This is a genomic window from Paenibacillus sp. Y930, from assembly GCF_056786375.1.
In genome coordinates, this window is the sequence record NZ_JBXCIX010000003.1 from 98,020 (window position 1) to 121,401 (window position 23,382).

The following is a 23,382-nucleotide window of genomic DNA, read 5'->3' on the forward strand; positions in this document are numbered from 1 at the left end:
TGACCTCCCCTAGTCAATCTTATTTATTATTGATTAACAATGCATCATTCAACAGCTTTGCATCAAGATCATCTTGCTTATGTTCTTTGTTAAACCAATCGCGGAATACAAATCCAAGCAATATACCATACATAACTTCTTGTATTAATTTCATAATAATGCCACCAGATTGTTGATCCTCAACGACTGTAAACATATTGAAAAATTGTGGACCTTCAAATTTGGTAAGAAGATAGCTAGTATCCCCTGGTATACAATACCCCATAGCTTGGACCCATACATTAGGATCACTATAGATCGAGTATAATGGTTCATTGCTAAAAATAATAAGTGCACATGCCGGAGTAAGTAATACACCATTAGCAAAAATATAGGCCAGCTTTTTGACATGAGCAAGCTTGCTCCACTCTTTTACAGGCGTTATAACATGCCACCACATCATAAATGCCATAATTAACATCACAACATAATATATACGATGCACTGTGAAATGAGTCATGACATAATCATGAACTACTGGGAGATGGTAAATCGAGAAGGTCATATTGAACATAACTAGCGTAACAATCGGATGCATAAGAAGCTTGAACTTTTTCCAAAAAGGAGCTGAAAATATTTTTTTCCAAACAAAAGATGGAATGGCTGCTAATGCCATTGGGGGAACGATCAAATACGAAATCGCCATATTCACCATATGGAACGAGAACATAATATGTCCTAATAAGCTCGATGGTCCACCATTCGTTATGTAATACAGTATTGCAGCTGTGATGAATAAAGCGATTTGTCCACCAGATGCTTTCTTTTCCATTGGAAAATGCTTTTCACGCCAAGGTCCTATAATGTACAAATACGCGATAATGACTGCGATTGTAGCAAACAGAAACATTGGACTCCATACCGCTTGAAAACTAAAATATTGTAATCCGAACATGTCAGTGCTCCCTCCTATGCAAACCAACGACGCTAGCGACAAAATAAGAGGGTCCAATTAAGGACCCTCTTCCACTTAATTAGATATTACTTACATTCTACCATCTAGTCCAATACAATGCCATAATGACACAAGTAAATACGACTACGACACCGGTCAATATTGCAATAATGGCAAACATGTGACCGCGATCCTTCATATGCATCCAGAAAGCCATCTGAATGAATACTTGTATAATGGCTAAACCAACTAGCATGATGTAGACGAAATCAGTATTCATTTCTCCAGCCATTACAAGTGCAAAAGAAGTGAATGTTAACAGAATGGAGAAGATAAACGCAATGATATGCTTTTTGGGACCTTCCGATCTCGTTCGCTTTGCGTTTGAATGTTTAGAAGCCGTTGGACTACTCGCCATTTTATTAACCTACCTTTCCCATCAAGTAAACAACTGTAAAGATGAATACCCAAACTACGTCGATAAAGTGCCAGTACATACCGAATAGATAAACCTTCGGTGCTGTCGTAGTATTCAATCCGCGTTTAGACAATTGGTATAGAATCGATGCTGCCCAGAATAGACCAAAAGCTACGTGAGCACCATGGAAACCAACTAATGTGTAGAACGATGTACTAAATGCACTAGCTGTAAATGTATGTCCTAAACCAGCGTAATGAACGAACTCGTAAATTTCTAAGCCTAGGAAAGCAAGACCTAGAGCCATTGTTGCAATTAGCCAATTAATTAATGATTTTTTGTTATTCGCATGCATCGCTTGTAATGCGAACACACTCGTTAAGCTTGATGTAAGTAGTAGCGCTGTTGCAATGGCAACTAGAGCGAAGTCGAATAGCTCATCGCCTGTCTTACCACCATTAATCTCATTGCGTAGTGTTAAATATGCTGCAAATAATGTACCGAATAGTACAGTCTCACCGCCAAGGAATAACCAGAAGGCAGTAATCTTATTACGACCTTCGAGCGTAGCTCTTTCTGGCTCATGAGGTAGCTGATCTTCTACATGTGAATGTGCACTCATGATTTAACCCCCTGATCCTTAAGTATTTCATCCTTTTCAATATGGAATCCATGATCGTCGATCAATGAACGAAGTCCCATACATCCAAATACAATAAGTAAGCCAATAATACCTATAGCATGACCAACTGAAATGAATCCTAGACTACCCCAATCCTCGGAGTACAAGAACCCAAATCCAGTAACGAAAAAGCCAATACCCATTATAAATGGAAGAATAGAAGAATTCGGCATATGAATTGGTCCAATTGGTTCAACTGGAGTCATTGCTGTATTACCTTCCATTTTTTCATGCCACCATGCATCATAGCCACGAACTAGTGGAGTTTGAGCAAAGTTATATTCAGGTGCTGGAGAAGGAATCGTCCACTCTAGTGTACGGCCATCTTCCCATGGATCGTTCGCGCAACCTCTTGGTTTTTTGAATGATGCTGCAACGTTGATTAGGAATAGAATTGTACCAATACCCATCATAATTGCACCAATTGTACTAATGAAGTTCATGTTATTGAAGCCCATACCATCTAGGTACTGCCATACTCGGCGCTGCATACCAATTAGACCAAGGAAATGCTGTACGAAGAATGTTAGATGGAATCCAATATAGAATATCCAGAACGTAATTTTACCAAGTGTTTCATTCAGTACACGTCCGAACATTTTTGGCCACCAGTAATGTAGACCTGCGAAAATTCCTAACACCAAACCACCAACGATTACGTAGTGGAAATGGGCAACGACGAAGTAAGAGTCATGATACTGATAGTCAGCAGGAGCTGCTGCAAGCATTACCCCTGTAACTCCACCCATTACGAACGTTGGAATGAAGCCGATCGCATAAAGGCTAGCCGATGTGAATTGAATGGAACCGCCCCACATTGTAAATAGCCAGTTGAAAATTTTAATACCTGTTGGTATTGCAATTAACATCGTAGCTACGGAGAACAAGGCGTTTGCCACCGGTCCAAGACCAGTTGTAAACATATGATGGGCCCAAACCATAAAGCCTAGGAAACCAATCAATATCGTTGCAAATACCATTGAACTGTATCCGAAAAGACGTTTACGAGAGAATGTTGATATTACCTCGGAAATAATACCGAATGCCGGCATAATTAGAATATATACCTCTGGGTGACCGAAGATCCAGAATATATGCTCCCATAATACGACATTCCCCCCGGCGGCCGGGTTGAAGAAGTTACCGCTGAATAAACGGTCAAACATTAGTGCTGCTAGACCAACTGTAAGAGCTGGGAAAGCAAACAGAATTAGAGCTGATGTAATGAATGAAGCCCAAGTAAACATCGGCATACGCATAAATGTCATACCTGGAGCACGCATATTGATAATCGTAGCTAAGAAGTTAATACCACCAATTAGCGTACCGATACCAGCAATTTGCAATCCAACGACATAATAATCCGTCCCGTGATGCGGTGTATATTGGGTTCCAGATAATGGAGCATACATTGTCCAACCTGCATCAGGTACAGAACCAGCAATGAAACTCACATTAAGTAAAACTCCACCGAAGAAAAATGTCCAGAAGCCTAATGCGTTAAGAAATGGAAACGCAACGTCACGAGCCCCTAGTTGCAATGGAATAATAGCATTCATTAGAGCAAATATAATCGGCATTGCCGCCAAAAATATCATTGTAGTACCATGCATCGTAATTAACTCATTATAAAACTGTGCAGATACTACTTCAGACTGTGGAAACATTAATTGAAGACGAATAAGTATCGCTTCAAGTCCACCTATTAGGAAGAAAAATCCTCCCCCGATTAAATACAATATTCCAATCTTTTTATGATCAACCGTTGTAAGCCAGTCCATAAGACCTGTACGACGTTTAATCGCATGCGCATTAGCATGAGCCAAGGTAGGTACCTCCTTTTACACCGATGATTGTGTTTTACTCAAAATCAAGCTTTAGATTAGTCAAGTATTCTGCAATACCTTCAAGCTCTGTTTCAGTAAGTGTGTACGTGTCAGACATTTGATTGCCTGGTTTGTGTTTCTCTGGATCTTTAATCCACTTGTATAGATTGTTATATACAGTGTCTTCATATGTATACTCTGCTTCGCCCTCTTCGACGTTCATGAGAATACCACCAACACTTTCACGAGAACCAATACCCGTTAAGTTAGGATACATACTGAAGCCGCCATCTTGACCAATTGCGTGACATGTTAAGCACTTGCTTTCAAATGCACTTGCAATTTCCGAATCAGTTGGTAATGCTACCGCACCAGTCATTGCACTCTGCCAACGTTCGAATGAAGAAGGTTCAACTGCTTTTACTTTGAAATCCATCAAACTATGAGATACTCCGCATAGTTCAGCACATTTACCTAAGTAAACACCTGCTTTTGGGGCTTCAAAGTACATTTTGTTCACGTTTCCATCTGGATTCGTATCGATCTTACCCGCTAATGCCGGGATCCAGAAGGAGTGAATGACATCAGCTGTAGATGCAGTAATCGAAATTACTTTATCCGTTGGAACTACTAGCTCCTGAGCTGTTTTAATACCTAATTGAGGATACTCAAACTCCCACCAATACTGATGCGCAGTTACAATAACATGTAATGCATCCGGGTCTTCTGAATAATCATTCGACAATTTAAATACGGATGTCAATGTTGGAACAGCTAAAATAACTAACATAATAACTGGAATAACTGTCCAAATAATTTCTAATTTGTGGTTACCTTCCACTTGCTTAGGAATCGTATTGTCACCCTTACGTCTGCGGAATTTAATCAATACATAGATTGAAATCGCAAACACTGCTATAACAACTATCGACATAATGGTAATAGAAATTATCATCAAGTTAAGTTGTTCTTGAGCAACAGGTCCTTGAGGATTAAGCGTTGATACATCCTCTCTTCCACAAGCTGATAGCACAAGCACCAACAAGGCCATCAGAGGCGCTAGGCGTTTTACAAATTGCCACCGTTTCATTATTAATCAACCCCACTTTTGACGTTTTCACAGCAGCCTTATGTATGTGGCAAATAGTCTGCTGCGTATAACACAACACAGATGTTTCACAATTATTGCATTCTAAATCACTTTATTAAATATAAAGTTGTGACAACCTTTTGTCAATGTTCCACAGGAAGTTCACAAATTGTTCTTAAAGCCGCCACAACCTTATGAAACCTCAGTATATGGAATTATATGACTTGATTTTAACACCCTTTTCTTGCTTTTTATGCTATTAGTTAACGTTTCCATTACAAACGGTCAATTATGTATGTCAAGTCGATGAATATTTTCTATTCATTTAATGAAACAATAGCTATATATCTAACAATCGCTTGGAGGAGTGTATGATGAGAAGTATGAGGCTACTATCGACATTTTGCTTCGTGTTATTACTACTTACAGCTGGATGCAGTAGTGAAATTGAACGCTATAGCAAAAAACTAGATGATTCAGATTATGGTAGCTCACAAGCTAAGCAAGCACAAAAAGGACAGTTCATAACATTCGGTACGAATCATCCCGATGATAAACAACATGTCAATACTACGGTTCACTATAACCCCAAAATATCAGATGCATTAGGTTCAATTGGCGGTGTAGGGGCTGTTCGAGTATTTTTAACTGACAAAAATGCCTATGTAGCTCTTGTCCTTGATAATACAGGCCGGGGTTATGCCATCTCCAAACAATATATTAGGCAGGATACAACGCCATTCGATAATAAAGCGCCTAATACGATCACCAATAACCCATTCAAAAATTTTATATCCGTTAATGATAATACACAACTTACCGATCGCTTCAAACAAACGATCGCTAATAAAGTGTTTGAGCTTGCTCCGGAAGTTGAAGAAGTGCATATATCTGCTAATTTGAATTTTATGTTCTATATGGATGAATTCGCACAAGCAGCTTGGGGTGACAAACCATTAGATCCCTATTTGAAGCAATTCAATATTCTCGTACAGCATCAATTTGCCAATGGGTTAATTATGCCGACATCATTGAACGATTACAGAAATAAATAGCTACTTTGATTGTGTTTCTACTATTAATATAGTTTTATGCTTCAAAAACAGATGAAGCAAAGAAGAATTAAGGATTAACCTTGCTTCTTCTTTGCCAATTGTTCGAGATATGCGATTGTTTGGAGCAAGCCTATCTTAATCTCTTCTAAATTTATTTGTTCGGCTTGCTGTTGCTCACTTTGCAAATCCACTTCAATCGTTCGATGATCAAGTGTAAATAATGATAGTGATTGATCTATCGTGTACTGAGCAATAAATACATCTTCGTATTTCAAATTAACAGTGTCCAATTGTTTCTTAAGCCAGCCCTCAGTTATACCATTTTGCCTCATTATATCTAATTCCATTGAACCATCAACAATCAAGGTCATCGGCTCTTTCTCAGTCGCAATCTTCATTCCTAGCATATTGGGCGTCAGCGGATTAAAGTCTTGCTTCAAAAACACACTTATATCTCCATTGGCTTCTATCGATGCACTTTCCACATCGGATATCTTATAGATATCTTTATTTCTTAATCGTTCAAGTAGCTCTTCTACCGTATATCGTTCTTTGTGTAATGCTTCCTTAAGCACGATACCATTAGCTATAAGCATCCTTCTATTACCGTCAACGGCGGTACGCATCTTTTTACTTTTAAGGGTCCAATATTCTAATATCATTGTAACACCAACCCATATAATTAAAGCAATAATGCCTAAACCCCACGCACGGTCATTTTCTAGCGCGATATAAGCAGCTAGATTCCCGATACTAATGCCCGAGATATATCCGAACAATGATATTTCTGAAAGTTGGCGCTTACCTAACATCTTCGTAAGTGTAAACATGACCAACAAAGCAATTAGTGTCCGATATGTAAGTTCAAATACTTCATTCATAGTGATCCCTCCCATAATAGTATCGCCACTATTTAGGAAGAAATACATGAGAGGAAATTCAAAACATCCACTTGTGATCACGATGATTATGCTAACGTAGCTTATTCGACGGCGAATATGCCTCCCCATCGAAAGCCTGTGTGTGCTCGTGTACCACTAACGTACACTGTGCTACTCGTTTTCGCTATGGGTCATCTTCTTGGTGCTGACAAGCGAATGTTTTGAACCTTCATTTGAAGGTACAGTTCAAAAAACGGACTTTGATAACGTTGATTGGCTTTGTAGCTTATTCGGCATCACATTTGAAACGAACTTGGAAAGTACGGTTCGCGTGTACCAATTACGTACACTTGCGCTTCCGCCTTTCTCAAGTAGCGTCTCAACTGCTCGGCTTTCGAAAGTCCACTTTTTGAACCTTCATTTGAAGTTCGGGCATTGACCGCTTGTGTACTCGTACCGTACACGTTGCTGGGTGTTGTTTCATTTTTTAATACCATTTCACTCATCATATTCGCTCCTCTTTCATATCATTTTATTAAATGTTATCTGCTTGCTACTAGCCACTAACTTAATAAAAGTTTAACTTTGAAAGCGTTATTGTATATGGTACGATTCATGTAACAAACTCTATCTTTGAGGAGATTATACCAATGACAATGAATTACGCACACCGCGGAGCAAGCGGTTATTGCCCGGAAAATACGATGGCTTCATTTGCGAAGGCTGTTGAGCTTGGCGCAACTGGAATTGAGACCGATGTTCAGATGACATCTGATGGTCAACTCGTCCTCATCCATGATGAAAGTTTACTACGTACAACAGGTGTAGATAAGTATGTAAAAGATGTAACATTAGCTGAAATTAAACAGCTTGATGCTGGCTCGTGGTTCGCTGAAAGCTTTGCTGCTGAAAAGATTCCTACTTTAGATGAATTGATGAAGCTTGCCAAGCAATCTCAGCTTAAATTAAATATTGAGATCAAAAGTGGCGTATTCATCTACCATGGAATTGAACAAAAAGTGATTGATAAAATCTACGAATACGAACTTCAAGATGATGTCATTATCTCCAACTTCAATCACTACTCATTAGCACTTTGCAAGCAATTTGATCCAGCGATTGCTACAGGAATTCTCTATATGGAAGGCTTATATCGCCCATGGGATTATGCCGCATCATTACAAGCAGATGCATTACATGCTCCTCGCTATGCAGTAATGCCAGAATGGGTAGAAGAGGCAAAGCAAAATGATAAAATCTACAATGTGTGGACCGTTAACAACGAACAAGAAATGAAGAATTTTGTTGCTGCTGGTGTATCAGGTATTATTACCGATTATCCAGACCGACTTCATCAAATTTTACACGGAAAGGGCTGAATCTATGAAAAAAACTTGGCTGCTTGGCTTCGGATTTTTCAGTATTAGTCTAACATGGGGATTATATAATGCTTTCGTCCCATTATTTCTAGATAACTACATCGTAAAAAGTGCGACGCTCGTTGGATTTCTAATGACGATAGATAATTATTTCGGTTTATTTCTCCAGCCACTCATTGGCCAGAAAAGTGATAAGACCGATACAAAAATCGGTAAACGAATGCCTTATCTTCTTATAGGAATGCCACTTGCAGCTATATTTTGTGCCTTAATACCGATACATACAAGCTTTTCTTTATTAATCTTATTTATGGTACTTATGAATTTATCGATGAGCCTTTATCGTTCACCAACCGTCTCTCTCATGCCAGATATTACTGAACCAAGCAAACGCACACAAGCAAATGGAATTATTAATCTTATGGGTGGTATTGGTTCAATATTTGCCTTTACTGTAGGCTCTACACTTTATGATCAGCATATTGCATTACCTTTTTTAACGTCTTCTGTTCTTACATTAATGAGCTTAGTTATTCTAATCGTATTTATTCGTGAGCGTCGGGATGCGATTGAATATACTCCACAAATTCCACAGCAGCAAGCAGTAGTCAATCATGAACGTGTATGGGGAAGAGCTCATGTACTATTGGCAAAAGCGAAACAAGATCTATCTACTTACTCTCAAGAATGGACATTGCCAACGCTATTCCTACTAGGTGCTATTTATTTTTGGTTTTTCTCATACCAAGGAATCGAAGCATTATTTACACTATACGGAAGAAAAGAGCTTAACTTGTCAGATACACAATCATCGTTCTCGCTGGCCTTTTTCTCGTTAGCATTTGTTGCAGCCGCTATACCTGCAGGCTACTTAGGCCATAAATACGGTAAAAAGAGTACGATCATGTTTGGCGTTATCGGACTTATTATCGTTTTCTCTGCTATTTCTTATGTTGACTCTTTACTTACATTAAGAGTACTACTGCTCGTAGGCGGTATTTTCTGGGCATTAATTAACATTAACTCCTATCCATTCGTTATTGCACTAGGGAAGGAGAGTAGTATCGGTACTCGTACAGGAATATACTACATCGCCTCATCATTAGCTGCATTATCTTCTCCGCCATTAATGGGTCTTATTGTCGACCTACTTGGTTACTCCTACCTGTTCTACGCAGCAGCAGTTGGAATGCTAATAGCGCTATTATTTCTATTTGGCGTCAACGATAAAGGTCATTCGAAGCCAGCAGCATTACATCGTTCAATGTAATCGATCTACTATCATCATGAAATAACGTCGTTAAACGAATAAGAGGTTGATACTGCATAGTTTGAATGCAGTATCAACCTCTTTCATTATTCCATAAAAATTCGAGATATCCCCTAATTACAATAAAAATTCAAAATATTCGGCTGTCAGCATAATCATCGTGATCACCGTCGGAGATTTTGAATATCCTCTTATATTAATGTGCCGTTTCTCTGAAGCTGCCGCCTACTACATCTGCTACAGATTCAACTGCCATAAATGCATTGGAATCTGCTACTTGCACGAGCGACTTTAATTTGGAAAGTTCAATACGTGAGACGACACAGTAAATTACTTTCGTATCCACTTTAGAATAACCACCCGATGCATGTAATAGCGTCGTTGTACGACCTAGACGATCAACGATTAGTTGAGATATTTCTTCATATTTCGTAGAAATAATCATGACCGACTTCGATTCATTCAAGCCCTCAACAACGATATCAATCACTTTTATCGCTATATAGTAGGTAACCATCGAATACATCGCTGAGCTCCACTCGAATACAAAGCCCGCTATAACAAATATAACTACGTTAAATACCATAATAATATTACCAACCGAAACTTTGAACTTTTTCGATATTAAAATGGAAATTACTTCAATCCCATCCAAGCAACCTCCATAGCGTATAACGAGCCCAACTCCCATACCAAGCACCATACCACCAAATAGTACTGCTAATAGTTTATCATCCGGAAACGGGCCAGAATTGTGGAGCAGCGCCGTTGTCATCGACATAACTGCAATGCCATATAACGTAGAAAATGCAAAGCCTCTGCCCAATTGTCTGTAGCCGAAAATGAGAAATGGAATGTTAATAATAAACAATAAAATACTTAATGGCAGTGAGGTAAGATGCGACAGCATAATCGAAATACCAGCAATTCCACCATCAATAATGTTATAGGGGACTAGAAATTTTTCAAGTGCAACCCCCATCATTACTGCACCAATGGTAATGAATATAACTCGTTTGAATAGCTCTCCTTTGGACATTTTACGCACTCTCCTTATCTTTCCACGAGTACACTTGTCATATACGGTATTATTTATTTTACTATTACTTTTTCTCAATTGCAAAAAAATAACAGTTCCTAAAGCAATAATATTGCTTTAGGAACTGTTCAATGGACGTATTCTATTATTTTACTGCTGCATCAATATCTGTAACCATTTTCTCAACAGAGATTAATCCGCCACCAGATAGGTACCAGTATTGAGGATCAAGATAAGTGATTTTACCTTCTTTGAATGCATCAGTGTTTTTCACAAGATCATTTTCAACAGTATCTTTTGCATTACCTTCTCCACCAACTGCCGCAGTACGGTCGATAACGAATAGGTAACCTGGGTTTTTCTCAGCAATATACTCAAATGTAATTTCGTTACCATGTGTAGAAATATCAAGTTTATCATCTACAGCTGGAACACCTAGCACATCATGAATCAGACCAAAGCGAGAACCAGGACCGTAGGCACTAATTTTACCTTCATTAGCTAGAACGATTAAACCTTTTTTATCCGTTGCAGATACATTAGCTTTAACATTGTCGATAACTTCGTTAATTGCAGCTAATTCAGTAGCAGCTTGCTCTTCTTTACCGAAGATTGTAGCAAGTGTATTAACATTGCTCGTGAATGAGTTTAAGTAGTCAGCGTTATCAACGCCCATGTAGATTGTTGGAGCAATTTTACTCAATTCTTCGTAAGCATCAGATTGACGTCCAGAAATAATAATTAGATCTGGCTGGGCACCATCAATTGCTTCGAAATTAGGCTCTTTCAAACCACCAGCGTTCATATAATCGCTACTTGCATATTTTTCAAGGTATGCAGGCAGTGAATCTTGTGGAACAGCTACGATAGATTCAACACCGAGACGATCCAAGGTATCAAGTACACCAAAGTCAAATACAATTACTTTGCTTGGGTTGATTGGTGCATCAGTTTCACCAAGTAAGTGAGTTACTTTAACACTAGTTGCTGCTGGCTCTGTAGAATTTTCTGGAGTAGCTGTAGGTGTATTAGTTGCTCCACCAGTTGCTCCGTTATTTGCAGTATTGTTTGTATTATTACCACATGCCGCCATTACAATAGCCATTACTAATACTAACATCATCATTGATAAATTCTTTTTCATTACTTTTCTCCACCCTTTTTATCTATTATTTGAAATACACACCAATACGATTGCCATCGATAACTTCTATTGGAATATTCATATCGTAAATGCTTTCCAATACAGGTCCATCAATAATTTGTGCTGTCGGACCTTCTTGCACAATTTTTCCATCCTTCAAAGCAACTATATAATCAGAATAACAAGAAGCAAAATTGATATCATGAATGACGATAACAATGGTCTTACCGAGCTCCTCAACAAGTCTTCTTAACACTTTCATAATTTGAACGGAATGTTTCATATCCAAATTATTAAGTGGCTCATCAAGTAATATTACTTCTGTATTTTGTGCAATAATCATCGCAATGTATGCTCTTTGATTCTGCCCACCACTTAATTGATCAAGATAACGATCTTTTAATGAATTTAGATCCATATAATCAATGGCTTCATCTATGAATTTCCAGTCTTCTTTCGTCAATTTACCTTGTGAATAAGGAAATCTTCCGAAACTGACAAGATCGCGAACGGTTAAACGCATGCTGATATGGTTAGATTGCTTTAGAATCGAGATTTTGCGCGCCAAATCTCCCGTTTTCCAATCACTCACATCCTTACCGTCAATTGTAACTGTACCGCTATCCTTCGTTAGAAGTCGGCTTATTATAGATAGTAAACTACTTTTACCTGCTCCGTTAGGGCCAATGAACGAAGTGATTTTTCTTTCTGGGATGTTCAATGAAACATTATCTACGACAGCCTTGCCACCATAGGTTTTGGTAACATTACTTACTTCAATCATGCTTTAGCCTCCTTTAGCAACAAGTATATAAAGTACAAACCACCTACAAAATTGATTAGCACACTTACGGTAGTACTGAAAGTGAACACACGTTCAACAAGCAGTTGACCACCAACAAGTGCAATGACGCTTATACAAATCGATGCAGGTATTAATACTGCATGACGATAGCTTCCCATGAAATGATAAGCAAGATTGACAACGAGCAAGCCTAGAAATGTAACTGGACCGACAAGTGCCGTACTTACTGAGATCAATATTGCAATAATAAGCAGCATTCCTTGTACCGTTTTTGCATAGGGTACACCTAAATTCACTGCATGCTCTTTCCCTAACGACATAACATCTAAATACTTGTTATATCTGATGGAATATAATGCGACCAGCACAATAATGACAGTTGCTAAGATAAGCAGATCAGAATTCACATTATTGAAGCTTGCAAACATCTTCCCTTGAAGAATTTGAAATTCATTCGGGTCGATAAGAACTTGCATAAAGGTAGATATACTACCAAACATAGTGCCCATTACGAGCCCGACTAGCAATAAGAAGAATAAGTTTCTACCTTCTCGTTTGAACAATAAGCGATATAGTACCACAGCAAACAACATCATAAACACCGTAGATAAACCGAAGTTCATATATTTATTTACTGCAGGGAAACTCATAGAACCAAATACGAAGACGACAAATGTTTGAAATAATAAGTATAAAGAATCTAGACCGATCACACTCGGCGTCAAAATTCTATTATTCGTCATCGTTTGAAAAATTAGCGTCGCGTAGGCAATTGCACCACCTGTAATAATAATGGCAAACACCTTTTTCAATCGGCGCGGTAATGCGTAATCCCAATTATGTGGAAGATCTAAAAATACAAAAGCAATAATAATAGCAATCATCGTACCTAATAATATCATCAACTTAACTTTCATAAACTCTTCTCCTCATTAGCAAGTAAAGGAATAAGATACTACCGATAACTCCAACAGTTAGCGCTATTGGAATTTCATACGGGTAGATCACAATCCTTCCAATAATATCACAAGCTAACAAGAATATCGCACCCATTAAAGCGGTATGAACTAGTGATCTTTTCAAATTATCGCCCATGTATAAGGAGACGATGTTAGGTACAACTAATCCCAGAAATGGTATCGCACCTACACTTAGAATAACAACAACAGATACAAGTGCTACAATAATCAAACCGATATTTACTACTCGTTTATGATTAAGACCTAGATTGGCTGAAAAATCTTCACCCATACCGGCAATTGTAAATTTATTCGCATATAGATACGCTACAATAAGTAGTGGAACGCTAATATAAATCAATTCATAGCTACCTGACATGACGCTTGAAAAGCTTCCTTGTAGCCAAGATGAAATATTTTGAATGAGGTCGTTTTTATATGCAAAAAACGTTGTAACTGAGTTAATAATGTTACCGAACATTAAGCCAACAAGCGGAATGAAAATCGCATCCTTGAACTTAATTTTCTCGAGTAACTTCATAAATAGAAACGTACCTGCCAGAGCAAATACAAAGGCAATAAGCATCTTCTCCATCGTTGATGCAGAAGAAAACATTAGCATAGCCACCATAATACCTAATTTGGCAGAATCATCTGTACCCGCAGTTGTAGGCGAGACAAATTTATTGCGACTTAACTGCTGCATAATAAGACCCGCAACACTCATACTTACACCAGCAATAATAAGACTAACTAGACGAGGTATACGAGTAATTGTCATCACTTGGAGTTGCTTCTCCGATAAATTAAAGAGCTCAAATATAGAGATATCAGTTACACCAACAAACAGTGATATGATAGATAGGGTCACTAGAATAACTACCAAATGCCATACTTTCATGTCTTCCCTCTAATCTCTTCTCTCAGATAGATAATCATTCTCAGTTGTTACTAATAATAAAACTCGTTCATAGTTTCAACGAGTTGAATAATTAAGTTTATATTGATAATCATTCTCATATATAAACTTATCATTACCTATACACTTCGTCAACAACTATTGTAGAATAACGCCTAACAATTTGCATCGTGTGACTAAGTTATGAATAACTAAAATAATTCTTATACAATAATTTGAACATTTTAACTTAACGTTTACTGAAAGTTTTTTTGTTGATCGTATTAGTAGAAACAACTCAATACTACAGCTTTTAACAATATGGTAAGGTTCAACGCAGTTATCTAGTGCTTGACGAGATAAAAGCACTAATTATGATTTTGAGCCAACACTAATTAGCATCTTCTCAACATTTAACTTGTATGGTAGTATGTAAGTATTAATGTAAGCACTTTCTTTTAGCTTCTGCTTTGGAAGCTACTTATTAATCACAGTAAGTAAATCAATCTGTTACTAAAATGTTTTGGGAGGTGATTCATTATATCCAAACCATCAAGCGATACACGTTCTATTCGTGATCAGGTCTACGAAGCATTGAAACAACAAATTATTACACTCAAAATTTTACCAGGAACTTCTCTTTCTGAAAATGAGATGGCAATCCAATTCAATGTAAGTCGTACTCCTGTTCGTGAAAGCTTTGTTAGATTAGCACAAGAAGGACTCGTTCAAGTATTACCACAACGTGGTACGCTCGTGTCATTAATTGATCGTTCACTTGTAGAGGAAGCTAGATTTATGAGACTACAATTAGAATGCGCAATTATTGAGATTGCTTGCAACGATTTTCCCGAATCATCTCTAAATGAGCTAGCAATGAATCTTTCGAAGCAAAAAGCATTGTTAGAATACGAAGATAGCGATCATATCTTCACTTTAGATCAGCAATTCCACTTCATTCTTTTTGCTGGAGTGAACAAGATTCATACTTGGAACACGATGAGCCAGCTTACCATTCATCTGGACCGCAGTCGTAAATTACGTCTACTCGATAATAATGACTGGAAACAAATTTACGAGCAGCATTGTCAAATTTTCGAAGCTATTCAGAAAAAAGACGCTACGTTCGCGATACAAGTAATGAAGCAGCATCTTAACCGCGGTGTAGATGATTTCGCTATGCTGAATCAAAAGTATCCTGATTATTTCATCTAAGTTTGTATCATGAAAAGTTAAGTTTATGCTTTCGGTGCTACTTTTCATTCGCGAGGTAGTTTCTTAAGTTTGTATCATGAAAAGTTTTAGGAGGATTTATTATGCGCATGACATTTCGTTGGTTTGGTGAGGGTAATGACCCTATTCCTTTAGAACATATTAAGCAAATTCCTGGTACAGAAGGTATTGTGTGGGCTCTTCATGATATTCCTGTTGGCGAAGAATGGCCTATGGAACGTATTCAAGAAGTTAAATCTCTGGCGGATGCTGCTGGACTGCATATCGATGTTGTTGAAAGCATTAATGTTCATGAGGATATTAAGTTAGGCTTACCTTCGCGTGATCAATATATCGAAAACTATAAAAACACGATTCGCAAATTAGGTTCTGCAGGTGTAAAAGTCATTTGCTATAATTTCATGCCTGTATTTGACTGGTTACGTACGAACTTGTTTGAAGAGCTAGAAGATGGTTCGACTGCCCTATTCTTCGAAAAGGAAAAAGTGGCAAATTTAACACCGCATGAACTTGTTACTTATTTTCAAAGCAGCTCAACATTCCAACTTCCTGGATGGGAGCCAGAACGTCTAGAACAATTATCGGCTACTTTGGAAGCTTACCAAGCTGTTGATGAAGAAAATCTTTGGAGTAATCTAGCTTATTTCCTTGAAGCAATTATTCCTGTTGCAGCAGAATCAGGTATTAAAATGGCGATCCATCCCGATGATCCTCCTTTCTCATTGTTCGGCTTACCTCGTATTATTACAAGCCAACAAAATTTACGCCGTTTCTTGAAGCTTGTTGATCATCCTGCTAATGGACTTACACTTTGCAGCGGTTCATTGGGCGTCAATCCTAACAATGATATCGTATCGATGATACATGAATTCGGCGACCGTATTCCATTTGCACATATTCGTAATGTTCGTGTAGCTGAAAATGGTGATTTCATCGAAACCTCTCATCGCACTCAGGATGGTACTGTTAATATTGCTGGTATTGTGAAGGCCTACTATGATATCGGGTATACGGGCTATGCTCGTCCAGACCATGGCAGACATATTTGGGGAGAGCAATGTCGTCCTGGATACGGACTGTATGACCGTGGCTTAGGGATTATGCATTTGTGGGGGCTATGGGACGCCTATCGTTACGCATCAAAGATGTAGTTCAATAAAACAACAGTTTTAGGGGGAGATTTGATCATGTCTACTAATCAAGAACAAACGATTCATCCATCGCTTGCTAATAAGGTAGCGGTTGTAACTGGCGGTTCGGGGGTGCTCTGTGGAGCAATGGCCATTGAGCTGGCTCGTCAAGGAATGAAGGTAGCCGTACTAGGCCGTACTCTTGAAAAAATCGAACGTGTTGTAGCAACGATTATTGAGCAAGGCGGCATTGCTATTGGCGTACCTTGTAATGTAACCGATACACAAAGCGTTACTGAAGCAAGCCAAGTCGTTGAGCAAAAACTTGGGCCATGTCATATTCTAATTAATGGAGCTGGCGGTAATCAAGCAAGTGCGAATACGACGAATGAAACATTCTCCATGGAGGATATGAATAATCCCAATGTATCATCATTCTTTGATCTGCAGCCAGATGGCATTCGTCAAGTGCTTGATCTAAATTTCGTTGGGACACTTATTCCATCGCAAGTATTTGCAAAACAAATGCTTACCGTAGAAAACCCAGTGATCATTAACCTATCTTCAATGAGTGCTCCGTCTCCTATGACAAAGGTTCCTGGTTATAGTGCAGCAAAAGCAGCTATTGAAAACTTTACCCAGTGGCTAGCTGTTCATATGGCTGATGCAGGTATTCGCGTTAATGCGATTGCCCCTGGCTTCTTCCTTACCGAACAGAATCATAAGTTACTTGTGAATGAAGACGGTTCTCTAACGGATCGCTCTAACAAAATAATTACACATACTCCAATGCGACGTTTCGGTAAACCAGATGATTTATTAGGTGTATTGCTATGGCTTTGCGATAATAGCGCATCTGGCTTCGTCACAGGGATTACTGTTCCGATCGATGGTGGATTCATGGCCTACTCAGGCGTATAATATGAAAAATCTCGCTAGAACTGTGATACAGTTTTAGCGAGATTTTTAACATCTATAGTAGAACAGCATACACAAAACATACTAAGCTTTGACTATTGTACACTCATCTTAATCTCTTCAGTGGGTGCATCGAAAGAAACCGTCAAATCCTTCTCTTCCAAATACCATAAATTATCCTGCTCGATGAAGAAGTTTACACCTTCTACTTCTTCCAATAGTCCAATCTCACGTGGTTGATCCTTCATTACTCCTAATGATAGTCCAGGATGAACGCTACCACAGCCGCCTAATCTAACATAGATACGAACATGATCTCCCTGCTGTAATTCCATCTCTGATTTGTACCAACTTGCTGCTGGTTGTTCGACGATTAATTTCATACCTCTGCACACCCTTCTATGATAATCATTATCTACCTATAGTATAACGGTTATTGTGTAATAATTGTACTAAATTACTGCGACAATGACCAATATCAATCCCCATATAAGCGATCAATACCATCGTTATGACCAAAATATTCTACGTTCATTTTTTTCAACAATCTCTAATTGATTTTCAAAATTCTCATCAGCCATATAATCATCTACAAAATGCCATTTGTCCTTGCTATCTTGCCAATAAATCTTCCATTGGTCCTGATCAAGTCTGAATTGGGCGATAGCTCGCTGCACCCATTGCTCACTTCGAAATGCTGGTCTTTCTTCTATTAAAGTAACATTGTTTCCTCTTATTTTGTAAGCCAATTTTATTTGATTGCTCAAATGTGCAGGTATTTTGTTACTTATATACTTATCCATAATTTTTCCAATACGTTTTTTTGTAAATTCATCCATACGTAACCCTCCTAAATTAATAGCTACCTCTAACTGCTGTGAACTTCCCCTTACTTAATAATCATACTATATGCTTATACTAAAATAAATCACTATTCTATTCAACAGCTATAGACGCACTTCAATGATTCACAAAGTGCGCCTCGCAACTTACTTACTTACTTACTTACTTACTTACTTACTTACTTACTTACTTACTTACTTACTTACTTCGACTATACCAATTCCATACTGCCTCAATATCCTCACGACGAAGGCTTCGAACAGAATAAGAAAATACACTGCCGAGCACCTTTGTACTAATCGATATTAGTCCAAGTTTACGTTGACGTGGTGACTCCTTTACCTTCAGCGTTACAATATGTTTTCTAGCTACGAAATAAGTCGTGCGAGTAATAAATCGGTTACGCAACACTAATTCATTATCTTCAAGCCATAGCCCCGCAGAAACTCTACAGCTATTAACCCACAACATCACTACTGGGTACAATAACAGCATCCATAACCCAGTGTATTGCCATAGCCAAATACTAATTCCACAAATAACAGTTACGATGATCATTGGTAATAACGCATACGTTATCAAACCTTGAATAGGAACACTACTAAGCTTCTCCTGAATCTTGATGTTGCGACTAGGTATTAACTGCTCAATAATGGCTGACATATCCTTCTTACGAACAAAAGGATGAATAACAAGCTGTTCCTTATTCGCATCGGATGTAATGACCTGAACTTTTAACTCTGCAAAGCCTAATAGTTGGCGAATTGGATTTTCATCCATAATAATTGCTTGAACTTTACCTTCATTGAAGACATAACTTTTCTTCTCCAGTAGTCCATACTTAATCGATAACTGCTCTTTACTACGTGTAATATGATAGTCTCCAAATTTTATCACATACAATGCAATAGACAACAGCCACACGAATAGCATTACTACTATAACTGGAACAATAATAATTTTGAACGATAAGCCATTATAATCATCCAAGTACTGATTATAATTAAATTCAGGAACTACGAATCTAATGAAATCATCGGCAAATGAGAATATCCCCACAATGAAAATGATCGCGTAATTCAAATTCAATGAAGTGAGAGCAGCTTTTAGCAATTGTCCTACAGATAACTTCATATTGTAATCCAGTTGTTCTTGCATGTTATGAGCGTTGGCTGAATAAGCAGTTTCCATCTGTTCAGCTACCGACTGCTGATGGACGGTTTCCATTTGTCCTGTTACTGGTAGCTGCCGAGCAGCACTTTCCTGCTCGCTTTTAGCTTGTAATGAACGATCAGCATCCAAATCTGGCTGCCCCATACTAGCATTGCTACTACGTTCTTTCTCTGTAGGCAATGGAGCTATTACGCCACCTTCGCGAATGATCGCAGCATAATGTTTCAACTGCTGTTGTAACTCAATAGCCTGCGTAAGTGGTAATACTCTTAACTCACCTTCCGCTTTACCACTTTTTCCGCCGGGAGTTTCTATTTGCAATTTCGCAACACTGAACACCCGATGAAGCAGTGGCTGCTGTACATTTACAGAATGAATTCGATTATAATAGATGACCTTTTCTTCCTTATTGAATACTCCGCGCATAATAACAATGCGATCTGATTCTAAGTAGAAACTGAACTTTTTCCATGTTAACCATCCGTACAGCAAGGAAAAGACTACAATAACGACAGCGCCTAGTAGCCCCCATAATGTATACAGCCACTTAAACTCACCACTATTAACGGATGCAACAAAAACAATTGGAATAAATACTCTAATCGTCCGCAGAAATCCAAAGAAAATATCTAGGCGTGATAGTTTACGTGGATTAGTCATGTAGTTCATCCACCTTCGCTAATTCGCCAATCTGAAGTTTCAGTGCCTCTGCATTCGATTGATGTAAGCCGCTGATCTCATGTTCCTTGGCCGCCGTAACAACTTTTAAGCTAGCAAGCTTATACTTACGCATAATCGGACCACTTCCAACCTCAACATGTTGCACGCGATTCATCGGTACGAGTATATTAGAGCGAAACCATATTCCAGATTGGATTTCAAGCTCCTCATCAAACACTTCGAATGAAAAGCTACGATATTCATAAATTGGAACGACATACGTAAAGATAACGAATGAGAGTATCCAGACCGCGGCTGCAATATAAATAGGAATCATAGTCCAATCGTTCATAATAATAACGATCAAGGCAGCAATAATAAGTAATAGAAATATTCCGTGAGTAATGTAGCTTGTAAGCTTAGATGCTTTAATATAATCTTTATGTAATTTCTGAGTAAGTTCACGATTCATCTATCCGTTGCCTCCTGCATTATATTATTGGAAAACTAGTTGTGAGCTCCCAATTATATTCCATTCTACAGGATTATTGCTTGAAAATATACGCGGATATTTCATTCTAATAACAATGACAACTGCTGGTCGATCGAACGTAGTGCTATAGCCGTACTCACTAAGACTATATTCATAAGGATATGCCAAAGTTGCATCTAACACTTCAAAATGAAGAAGCTCCACTCGCTCCCTTAGAAAAGACTGATCTGTTGGATTTCCACTTTCATCTAATCGTAAATTAGCGTACAAGTACTGCGAGGCCATGTTGTATGCTAATTCACGTTCAATTGTAAATATCCCTTCACTTAGCAACTGCTCATCTAGCTGTAATGCTCCTGCATGCGCTGCATGATTAACAGCTTGCTTGCCTTTGTAGTAGGCTTTCATCGATAGTTCATGATCCAACTGCTCGGAGTACATCATAAGCCAGATGACTAGCATCAATGGAATAATTAATAATTTATAGATGAGCGCTCACCTCTACTCCACATACTCACTCATCCGCAGGCCATAAGCCCGCATTAATTGCCCTTCGGGCACTGATTCGATGCCAATTAATGCATCAATCGCTGTTAGCCGCTCATAGGGATAGGATAAGGAAAGTACGATACCTTCTCCCCTACCTACCCGATAACCATCATTAAGCAATAGTTGACCTGCCGTACTTGAAACCTCATATTGTAATTTCTCAGTCTTGAGACCGAATCTCGCTAATCTTCGCTTCGACTGATCAACCATATTACCGCTAATATAACCATATTGCCCACTAGCACCAACCTCTAATAAATAATCGACCTCTTGCTGCAAGATCGCTTGTCTTGTTATAAGCACATGCTTGTAAATGGGAGAGAACATCATCCAACAAATAATAGTTGAAAACATAATGAATGCTAATATTTGCTTCATGCGTCAATCCCTCTCACATAATTGGTCAGCTGCGTATCAGACTGATCGAGTTGCTCCTTCACTCCATCCTCATCTTGAATCACCGTTAAGTAAATGACGAGCATCGTAAGCAGTAGTGCGCAGGTGACTACCATTTGTTTCATAAACATCCCTCTTTTTTTCAATTCGATCATTCGAGGAGTAATTAGTAGATTAATTGTAGCTTTCCAACTACTAACTAGCATGCAAGCTATAACCCGCATTACGGTGTTATCGTGCCAATTTGTAAATTAGCAGCATTACCTTGTGATTGGATTTGAGCCTTCGTTCCTGTTCCATCCTTCGAAATAATACCGTTGAACAAAATCACAACTACAATTAACATCATCACCGTCATCAAAATATTTTTCATCCCGTCACCTCCTTTCAATAGTTTAGTTTCATCTGCTGTATCAAGTACACCACAAAGCAAAACCCAGCAACTTGTACGGCACGTGTACACGAGCGGACATTCTCTCGCTCGAAGCTTAAAATAAAGGTTCAAAAAGTGGGCTTTCAGAACCGAGCAGGTGAAACGCTACTTGAGAAAGGCGGAAGCGCAAGTGTACGTGGTTGGTACACGCGAACCGTACTTTCCAAGTTCGTTTCAGATGCGATGTCGAGTATGCTACGTCAGCATATCCATCGTTATCAAAGTCCTTTTTTTGAACTTCCTTAATTCATTAGCGATAGTAGCTTATTCACTTCTTGCACCCACGGATAGATAAATACTTGAAAGGTGTAGAGGATCGGTATGCCAGCAATGACAAAGAGGACGTAAGACGCAGTTTCTTTGCGGCCTTCCTTAGCTAACTCGATCGTATCCTTATAATCTAGTAATCTCGTTCTCAGCAATGTATAAAAGTCTTCATTATTATGCTGCCTGAGCGCATCAATCGTATCAACAAAACTAATTCCTTCTTCCGTACCGATCGCGCGCTTGAATCGTTGCAAGGCAATAATCGGATCGTGATACCAATCGGCAAGCAATATTTCCATATCTTTGCGAAGCAATCGACTATAAGGTAGACATTTTCGCAGTTTGGTATGAATATGTAGCTTAGAATCTGCAAAATAGAGAAGCTGACCGCTAATCGCATAAATTTCCTTCGTAATGGAGTTGGCTCTTAACTGCCGATAAGCCCTTAGCCAATATTCATCCAAATGAATGGTGACGATAACACCTAGTATAATGAACAATATGACCACTCGATTTGTATTCCAATGTAAGGGAATAAATTGCATTGATAGTAGAAATATCGCCATACTGATATAACCTGTCCATAATACAACTTGTCGCCAGAGCATATAGGCTACAATTGAATAATCAATCCCACATCCTGCCCATAATATTGCCCGTTTGCTTTGCCGAACTAGCTGTTCGTCTATCCTTACTAAGCGAAGTAGCTTCAGAGAAGGCTCGCGTTTATGCCATCCCCACAACTTTCGTTCGATGGTGTGGCTACGAGATGATGAAGGAATACTTTGCAGTAATGCACCGATACAGATCGCTCCAAAAATAATTTGAGCCACAAATAATATCCAGTTAACCCATTGGAATTCAAACATCTCACACCTCCTACAACTTTTCATAAACTGCTCGATAT

27 protein-coding genes are annotated in these 23,382 nt (G+C 38.5%); 6 read left to right on the forward strand and 21 right to left on the reverse strand.

Features of this window, described 5'->3' with window-relative positions:
* Positions 1–19: 19 nt before the first annotated feature.
* The 5 genes from ctaG to coxB form a co-directional block, all read right to left on the reverse strand.
* Complete coding sequence (ctaG, locus tag AC1TO5_RS09505; protein ID WP_482062577.1) at positions 20–934, reverse strand: cytochrome c oxidase assembly factor CtaG; 915 nt, start codon at positions 932–934, stop codon at positions 20–22.
* A 97-nt stretch (positions 935–1,031) separates the two neighbouring features.
* Entirely contained in the window at positions 1,032–1,352 is a 321-nt protein-coding gene (locus AC1TO5_RS09510; protein ID WP_482062578.1) for a cytochrome C oxidase subunit IV family protein, read from the reverse strand.
* 4 nt (positions 1,353–1,356) lie between these two features.
* Positions 1,357–1,974 (reverse strand): cytochrome (ubi)quinol oxidase subunit III, encoded by a 618-nt coding sequence (locus AC1TO5_RS09515; protein WP_482062579.1) that lies wholly within the window; start codon positions 1,972–1,974, stop codon positions 1,357–1,359.
* A complete protein-coding gene (gene ctaD, locus AC1TO5_RS09520; RefSeq protein WP_482063098.1) occupies positions 1,971–3,815 on the reverse strand; it encodes a cytochrome c oxidase subunit I in 1,845 nt (614 codons plus the stop codon). Before ctaD ends, AC1TO5_RS09515 begins: the two co-directional genes overlap by 4 nt.
* A 79-nt stretch (positions 3,816–3,894) precedes the next feature.
* Positions 3,895–4,953 (reverse strand): cytochrome c oxidase subunit II, encoded by a 1,059-nt coding sequence (coxB, locus tag AC1TO5_RS09525; RefSeq protein WP_482063099.1) that lies wholly within the window; start codon positions 4,951–4,953, stop codon positions 3,895–3,897.
* 368 nt (positions 4,954–5,321) lie between these two features.
* Between coxB and AC1TO5_RS09530 the strand changes: the two genes are divergently transcribed.
* Complete coding sequence (locus AC1TO5_RS09530) at positions 5,322–6,005, forward strand: hypothetical protein (protein WP_482062580.1); 684 nt, start codon at positions 5,322–5,324, stop codon at positions 6,003–6,005.
* 74 nt (positions 6,006–6,079) lie between these two features.
* Here the strand turns inward: AC1TO5_RS09530 and AC1TO5_RS09535 are convergent, their stop codons facing one another.
* Both AC1TO5_RS09535 and AC1TO5_RS09540 read right to left on the reverse strand, forming a co-directional pair.
* Positions 6,080–6,886 (reverse strand): DUF421 domain-containing protein, encoded by an 807-nt coding sequence (locus tag AC1TO5_RS09535; RefSeq protein ID WP_482062581.1) that lies wholly within the window; start codon positions 6,884–6,886, stop codon positions 6,080–6,082.
* Positions 6,887–7,182: 296 nt separating this feature from the next.
* Positions 7,183–7,395, reverse strand: a complete 213-nt coding sequence (locus tag AC1TO5_RS09540; protein ID WP_482062582.1) for a hypothetical protein — start codon at positions 7,393–7,395, stop codon at positions 7,183–7,185.
* A gap of 135 nt (positions 7,396–7,530) precedes the next feature.
* Here AC1TO5_RS09540 and AC1TO5_RS09545 point away from each other — a divergent pair, with 135 nt between their 5' ends.
* Both AC1TO5_RS09545 and AC1TO5_RS09550 read left to right on the forward strand, forming a co-directional pair.
* Positions 7,531–8,265 (forward strand): glycerophosphodiester phosphodiesterase, encoded by a 735-nt coding sequence (locus AC1TO5_RS09545; protein ID WP_482063100.1) that lies wholly within the window; start codon positions 7,531–7,533, stop codon positions 8,263–8,265.
* Positions 8,266–8,269: 4 nt separating this feature from the next.
* Positions 8,270–9,535, forward strand: a complete 1,266-nt coding sequence (locus AC1TO5_RS09550; RefSeq protein ID WP_482062583.1) for an MFS transporter — start codon at positions 8,270–8,272, stop codon at positions 9,533–9,535.
* A gap of 196 nt (positions 9,536–9,731) precedes the next feature.
* Here the strand turns inward: AC1TO5_RS09550 and AC1TO5_RS09555 are convergent, their stop codons facing one another.
* The 5 genes from AC1TO5_RS09555 to AC1TO5_RS09575 form a co-directional block, all read right to left on the reverse strand.
* Positions 9,732–10,574, reverse strand: coding sequence for a YitT family protein (locus AC1TO5_RS09555; protein WP_482062584.1), 843 nt, complete (start codon positions 10,572–10,574; stop codon positions 9,732–9,734).
* A 145-nt stretch (positions 10,575–10,719) separates the two neighbouring features.
* The gene (locus AC1TO5_RS09560) at positions 10,720–11,718 is read right to left on the reverse strand and encodes a siderophore ABC transporter substrate-binding protein (protein ID WP_482062585.1); all 999 of its coding nucleotides are present in this window, start codon (positions 11,716–11,718) and stop codon (positions 10,720–10,722) included.
* A gap of 25 nt (positions 11,719–11,743) precedes the next feature.
* Positions 11,744–12,502, reverse strand: a complete 759-nt coding sequence (locus tag AC1TO5_RS09565) for an iron ABC transporter ATP-binding protein (RefSeq protein ID WP_482062586.1) — start codon at positions 12,500–12,502, stop codon at positions 11,744–11,746.
* Complete coding sequence (locus AC1TO5_RS09570; RefSeq protein ID WP_482062587.1) at positions 12,499–13,440, reverse strand: iron chelate uptake ABC transporter family permease subunit; 942 nt, start codon at positions 13,438–13,440, stop codon at positions 12,499–12,501. Before AC1TO5_RS09570 ends, AC1TO5_RS09565 begins: the two co-directional genes overlap by 4 nt.
* On the reverse strand, positions 13,430–14,383 hold the full coding sequence (locus AC1TO5_RS09575) for an ABC transporter permease (RefSeq protein WP_482062588.1): 954 nt from the start codon (positions 14,381–14,383) through the stop codon (positions 13,430–13,432). The genes AC1TO5_RS09570 and AC1TO5_RS09575 overlap by 11 nt, the downstream gene beginning before the upstream one ends.
* A gap of 567 nt (positions 14,384–14,950) precedes the next feature.
* Here AC1TO5_RS09575 and AC1TO5_RS09580 point away from each other — a divergent pair.
* The 3 genes from AC1TO5_RS09580 to AC1TO5_RS09590 all read left to right on the forward strand — a co-directional run bounded on the left by AC1TO5_RS09580 (position 14,951) and on the right by AC1TO5_RS09590 (position 17,664).
* A complete protein-coding gene (locus AC1TO5_RS09580) occupies positions 14,951–15,595 on the forward strand; it encodes a GntR family transcriptional regulator (protein WP_482063101.1) in 645 nt (214 codons plus the stop codon).
* Positions 15,596–15,696: 101 nt separating this feature from the next.
* On the forward strand, positions 15,697–16,764 hold the full coding sequence (gene uxuA / locus AC1TO5_RS09585) for a mannonate dehydratase (protein ID WP_482062589.1): 1,068 nt from the start codon (positions 15,697–15,699) through the stop codon (positions 16,762–16,764).
* 36 nt (positions 16,765–16,800) lie between these two features.
* Positions 16,801–17,664: an SDR family oxidoreductase gene (locus tag AC1TO5_RS09590; protein WP_482062590.1), complete on the forward strand. Its 864-nt coding sequence runs from the start codon at positions 16,801–16,803 to the stop codon at positions 17,662–17,664.
* Positions 17,665–17,756: 92 nt separating this feature from the next.
* Here AC1TO5_RS09590 and AC1TO5_RS09595 read toward each other — a convergent pair whose 3' ends face one another.
* The 9 genes from AC1TO5_RS09595 to AC1TO5_RS09635 all read right to left on the reverse strand — a co-directional run bounded on the left by AC1TO5_RS09595 (position 17,757) and on the right by AC1TO5_RS09635 (position 23,344).
* Positions 17,757–18,044, reverse strand: coding sequence for a HesB/YadR/YfhF family protein (locus AC1TO5_RS09595; protein ID WP_482062591.1), 288 nt, complete (start codon positions 18,042–18,044; stop codon positions 17,757–17,759).
* Between the two features lie 126 nt (positions 18,045–18,170).
* Positions 18,171–18,500, reverse strand: a complete 330-nt coding sequence (locus tag AC1TO5_RS09600) for a DUF3024 domain-containing protein (protein ID WP_482062592.1) — start codon at positions 18,498–18,500, stop codon at positions 18,171–18,173.
* A 202-nt stretch (positions 18,501–18,702) separates the two neighbouring features.
* Complete coding sequence (locus tag AC1TO5_RS09605) at positions 18,703–20,337, reverse strand: PH domain-containing protein (protein WP_482062593.1); 1,635 nt, start codon at positions 20,335–20,337, stop codon at positions 18,703–18,705.
* The gene (locus tag AC1TO5_RS09610; protein ID WP_482062594.1) at positions 20,330–20,809 is read right to left on the reverse strand and encodes a PH domain-containing protein; all 480 of its coding nucleotides are present in this window, start codon (positions 20,807–20,809) and stop codon (positions 20,330–20,332) included. The genes AC1TO5_RS09605 and AC1TO5_RS09610 overlap by 8 nt, the downstream gene beginning before the upstream one ends.
* A gap of 24 nt (positions 20,810–20,833) precedes the next feature.
* Positions 20,834–21,256: a hypothetical protein gene (locus AC1TO5_RS09615; RefSeq protein ID WP_482062595.1), complete on the reverse strand. Its 423-nt coding sequence runs from the start codon at positions 21,254–21,256 to the stop codon at positions 20,834–20,836.
* A 75-nt stretch (positions 21,257–21,331) separates the two neighbouring features.
* Positions 21,332–21,757 (reverse strand): hypothetical protein, encoded by a 426-nt coding sequence (locus AC1TO5_RS09620; protein WP_482062596.1) that lies wholly within the window; start codon positions 21,755–21,757, stop codon positions 21,332–21,334.
* Positions 21,754–21,900 (reverse strand): hypothetical protein, encoded by a 147-nt coding sequence (locus tag AC1TO5_RS09625; protein ID WP_482062597.1) that lies wholly within the window; start codon positions 21,898–21,900, stop codon positions 21,754–21,756. Before AC1TO5_RS09625 ends, AC1TO5_RS09620 begins: the two co-directional genes overlap by 4 nt.
* Positions 21,901–21,998: 98 nt before the next feature.
* Positions 21,999–22,148, reverse strand: a complete 150-nt coding sequence (locus tag AC1TO5_RS09630) for a hypothetical protein (protein WP_482062598.1) — start codon at positions 22,146–22,148, stop codon at positions 21,999–22,001.
* Between the two features lie 302 nt (positions 22,149–22,450).
* On the reverse strand, positions 22,451–23,344 hold the full coding sequence (locus AC1TO5_RS09635; protein WP_482062599.1) for a hypothetical protein: 894 nt from the start codon (positions 23,342–23,344) through the stop codon (positions 22,451–22,453).
* Between the last annotated feature and the right edge of the window lie 38 nt (positions 23,345–23,382).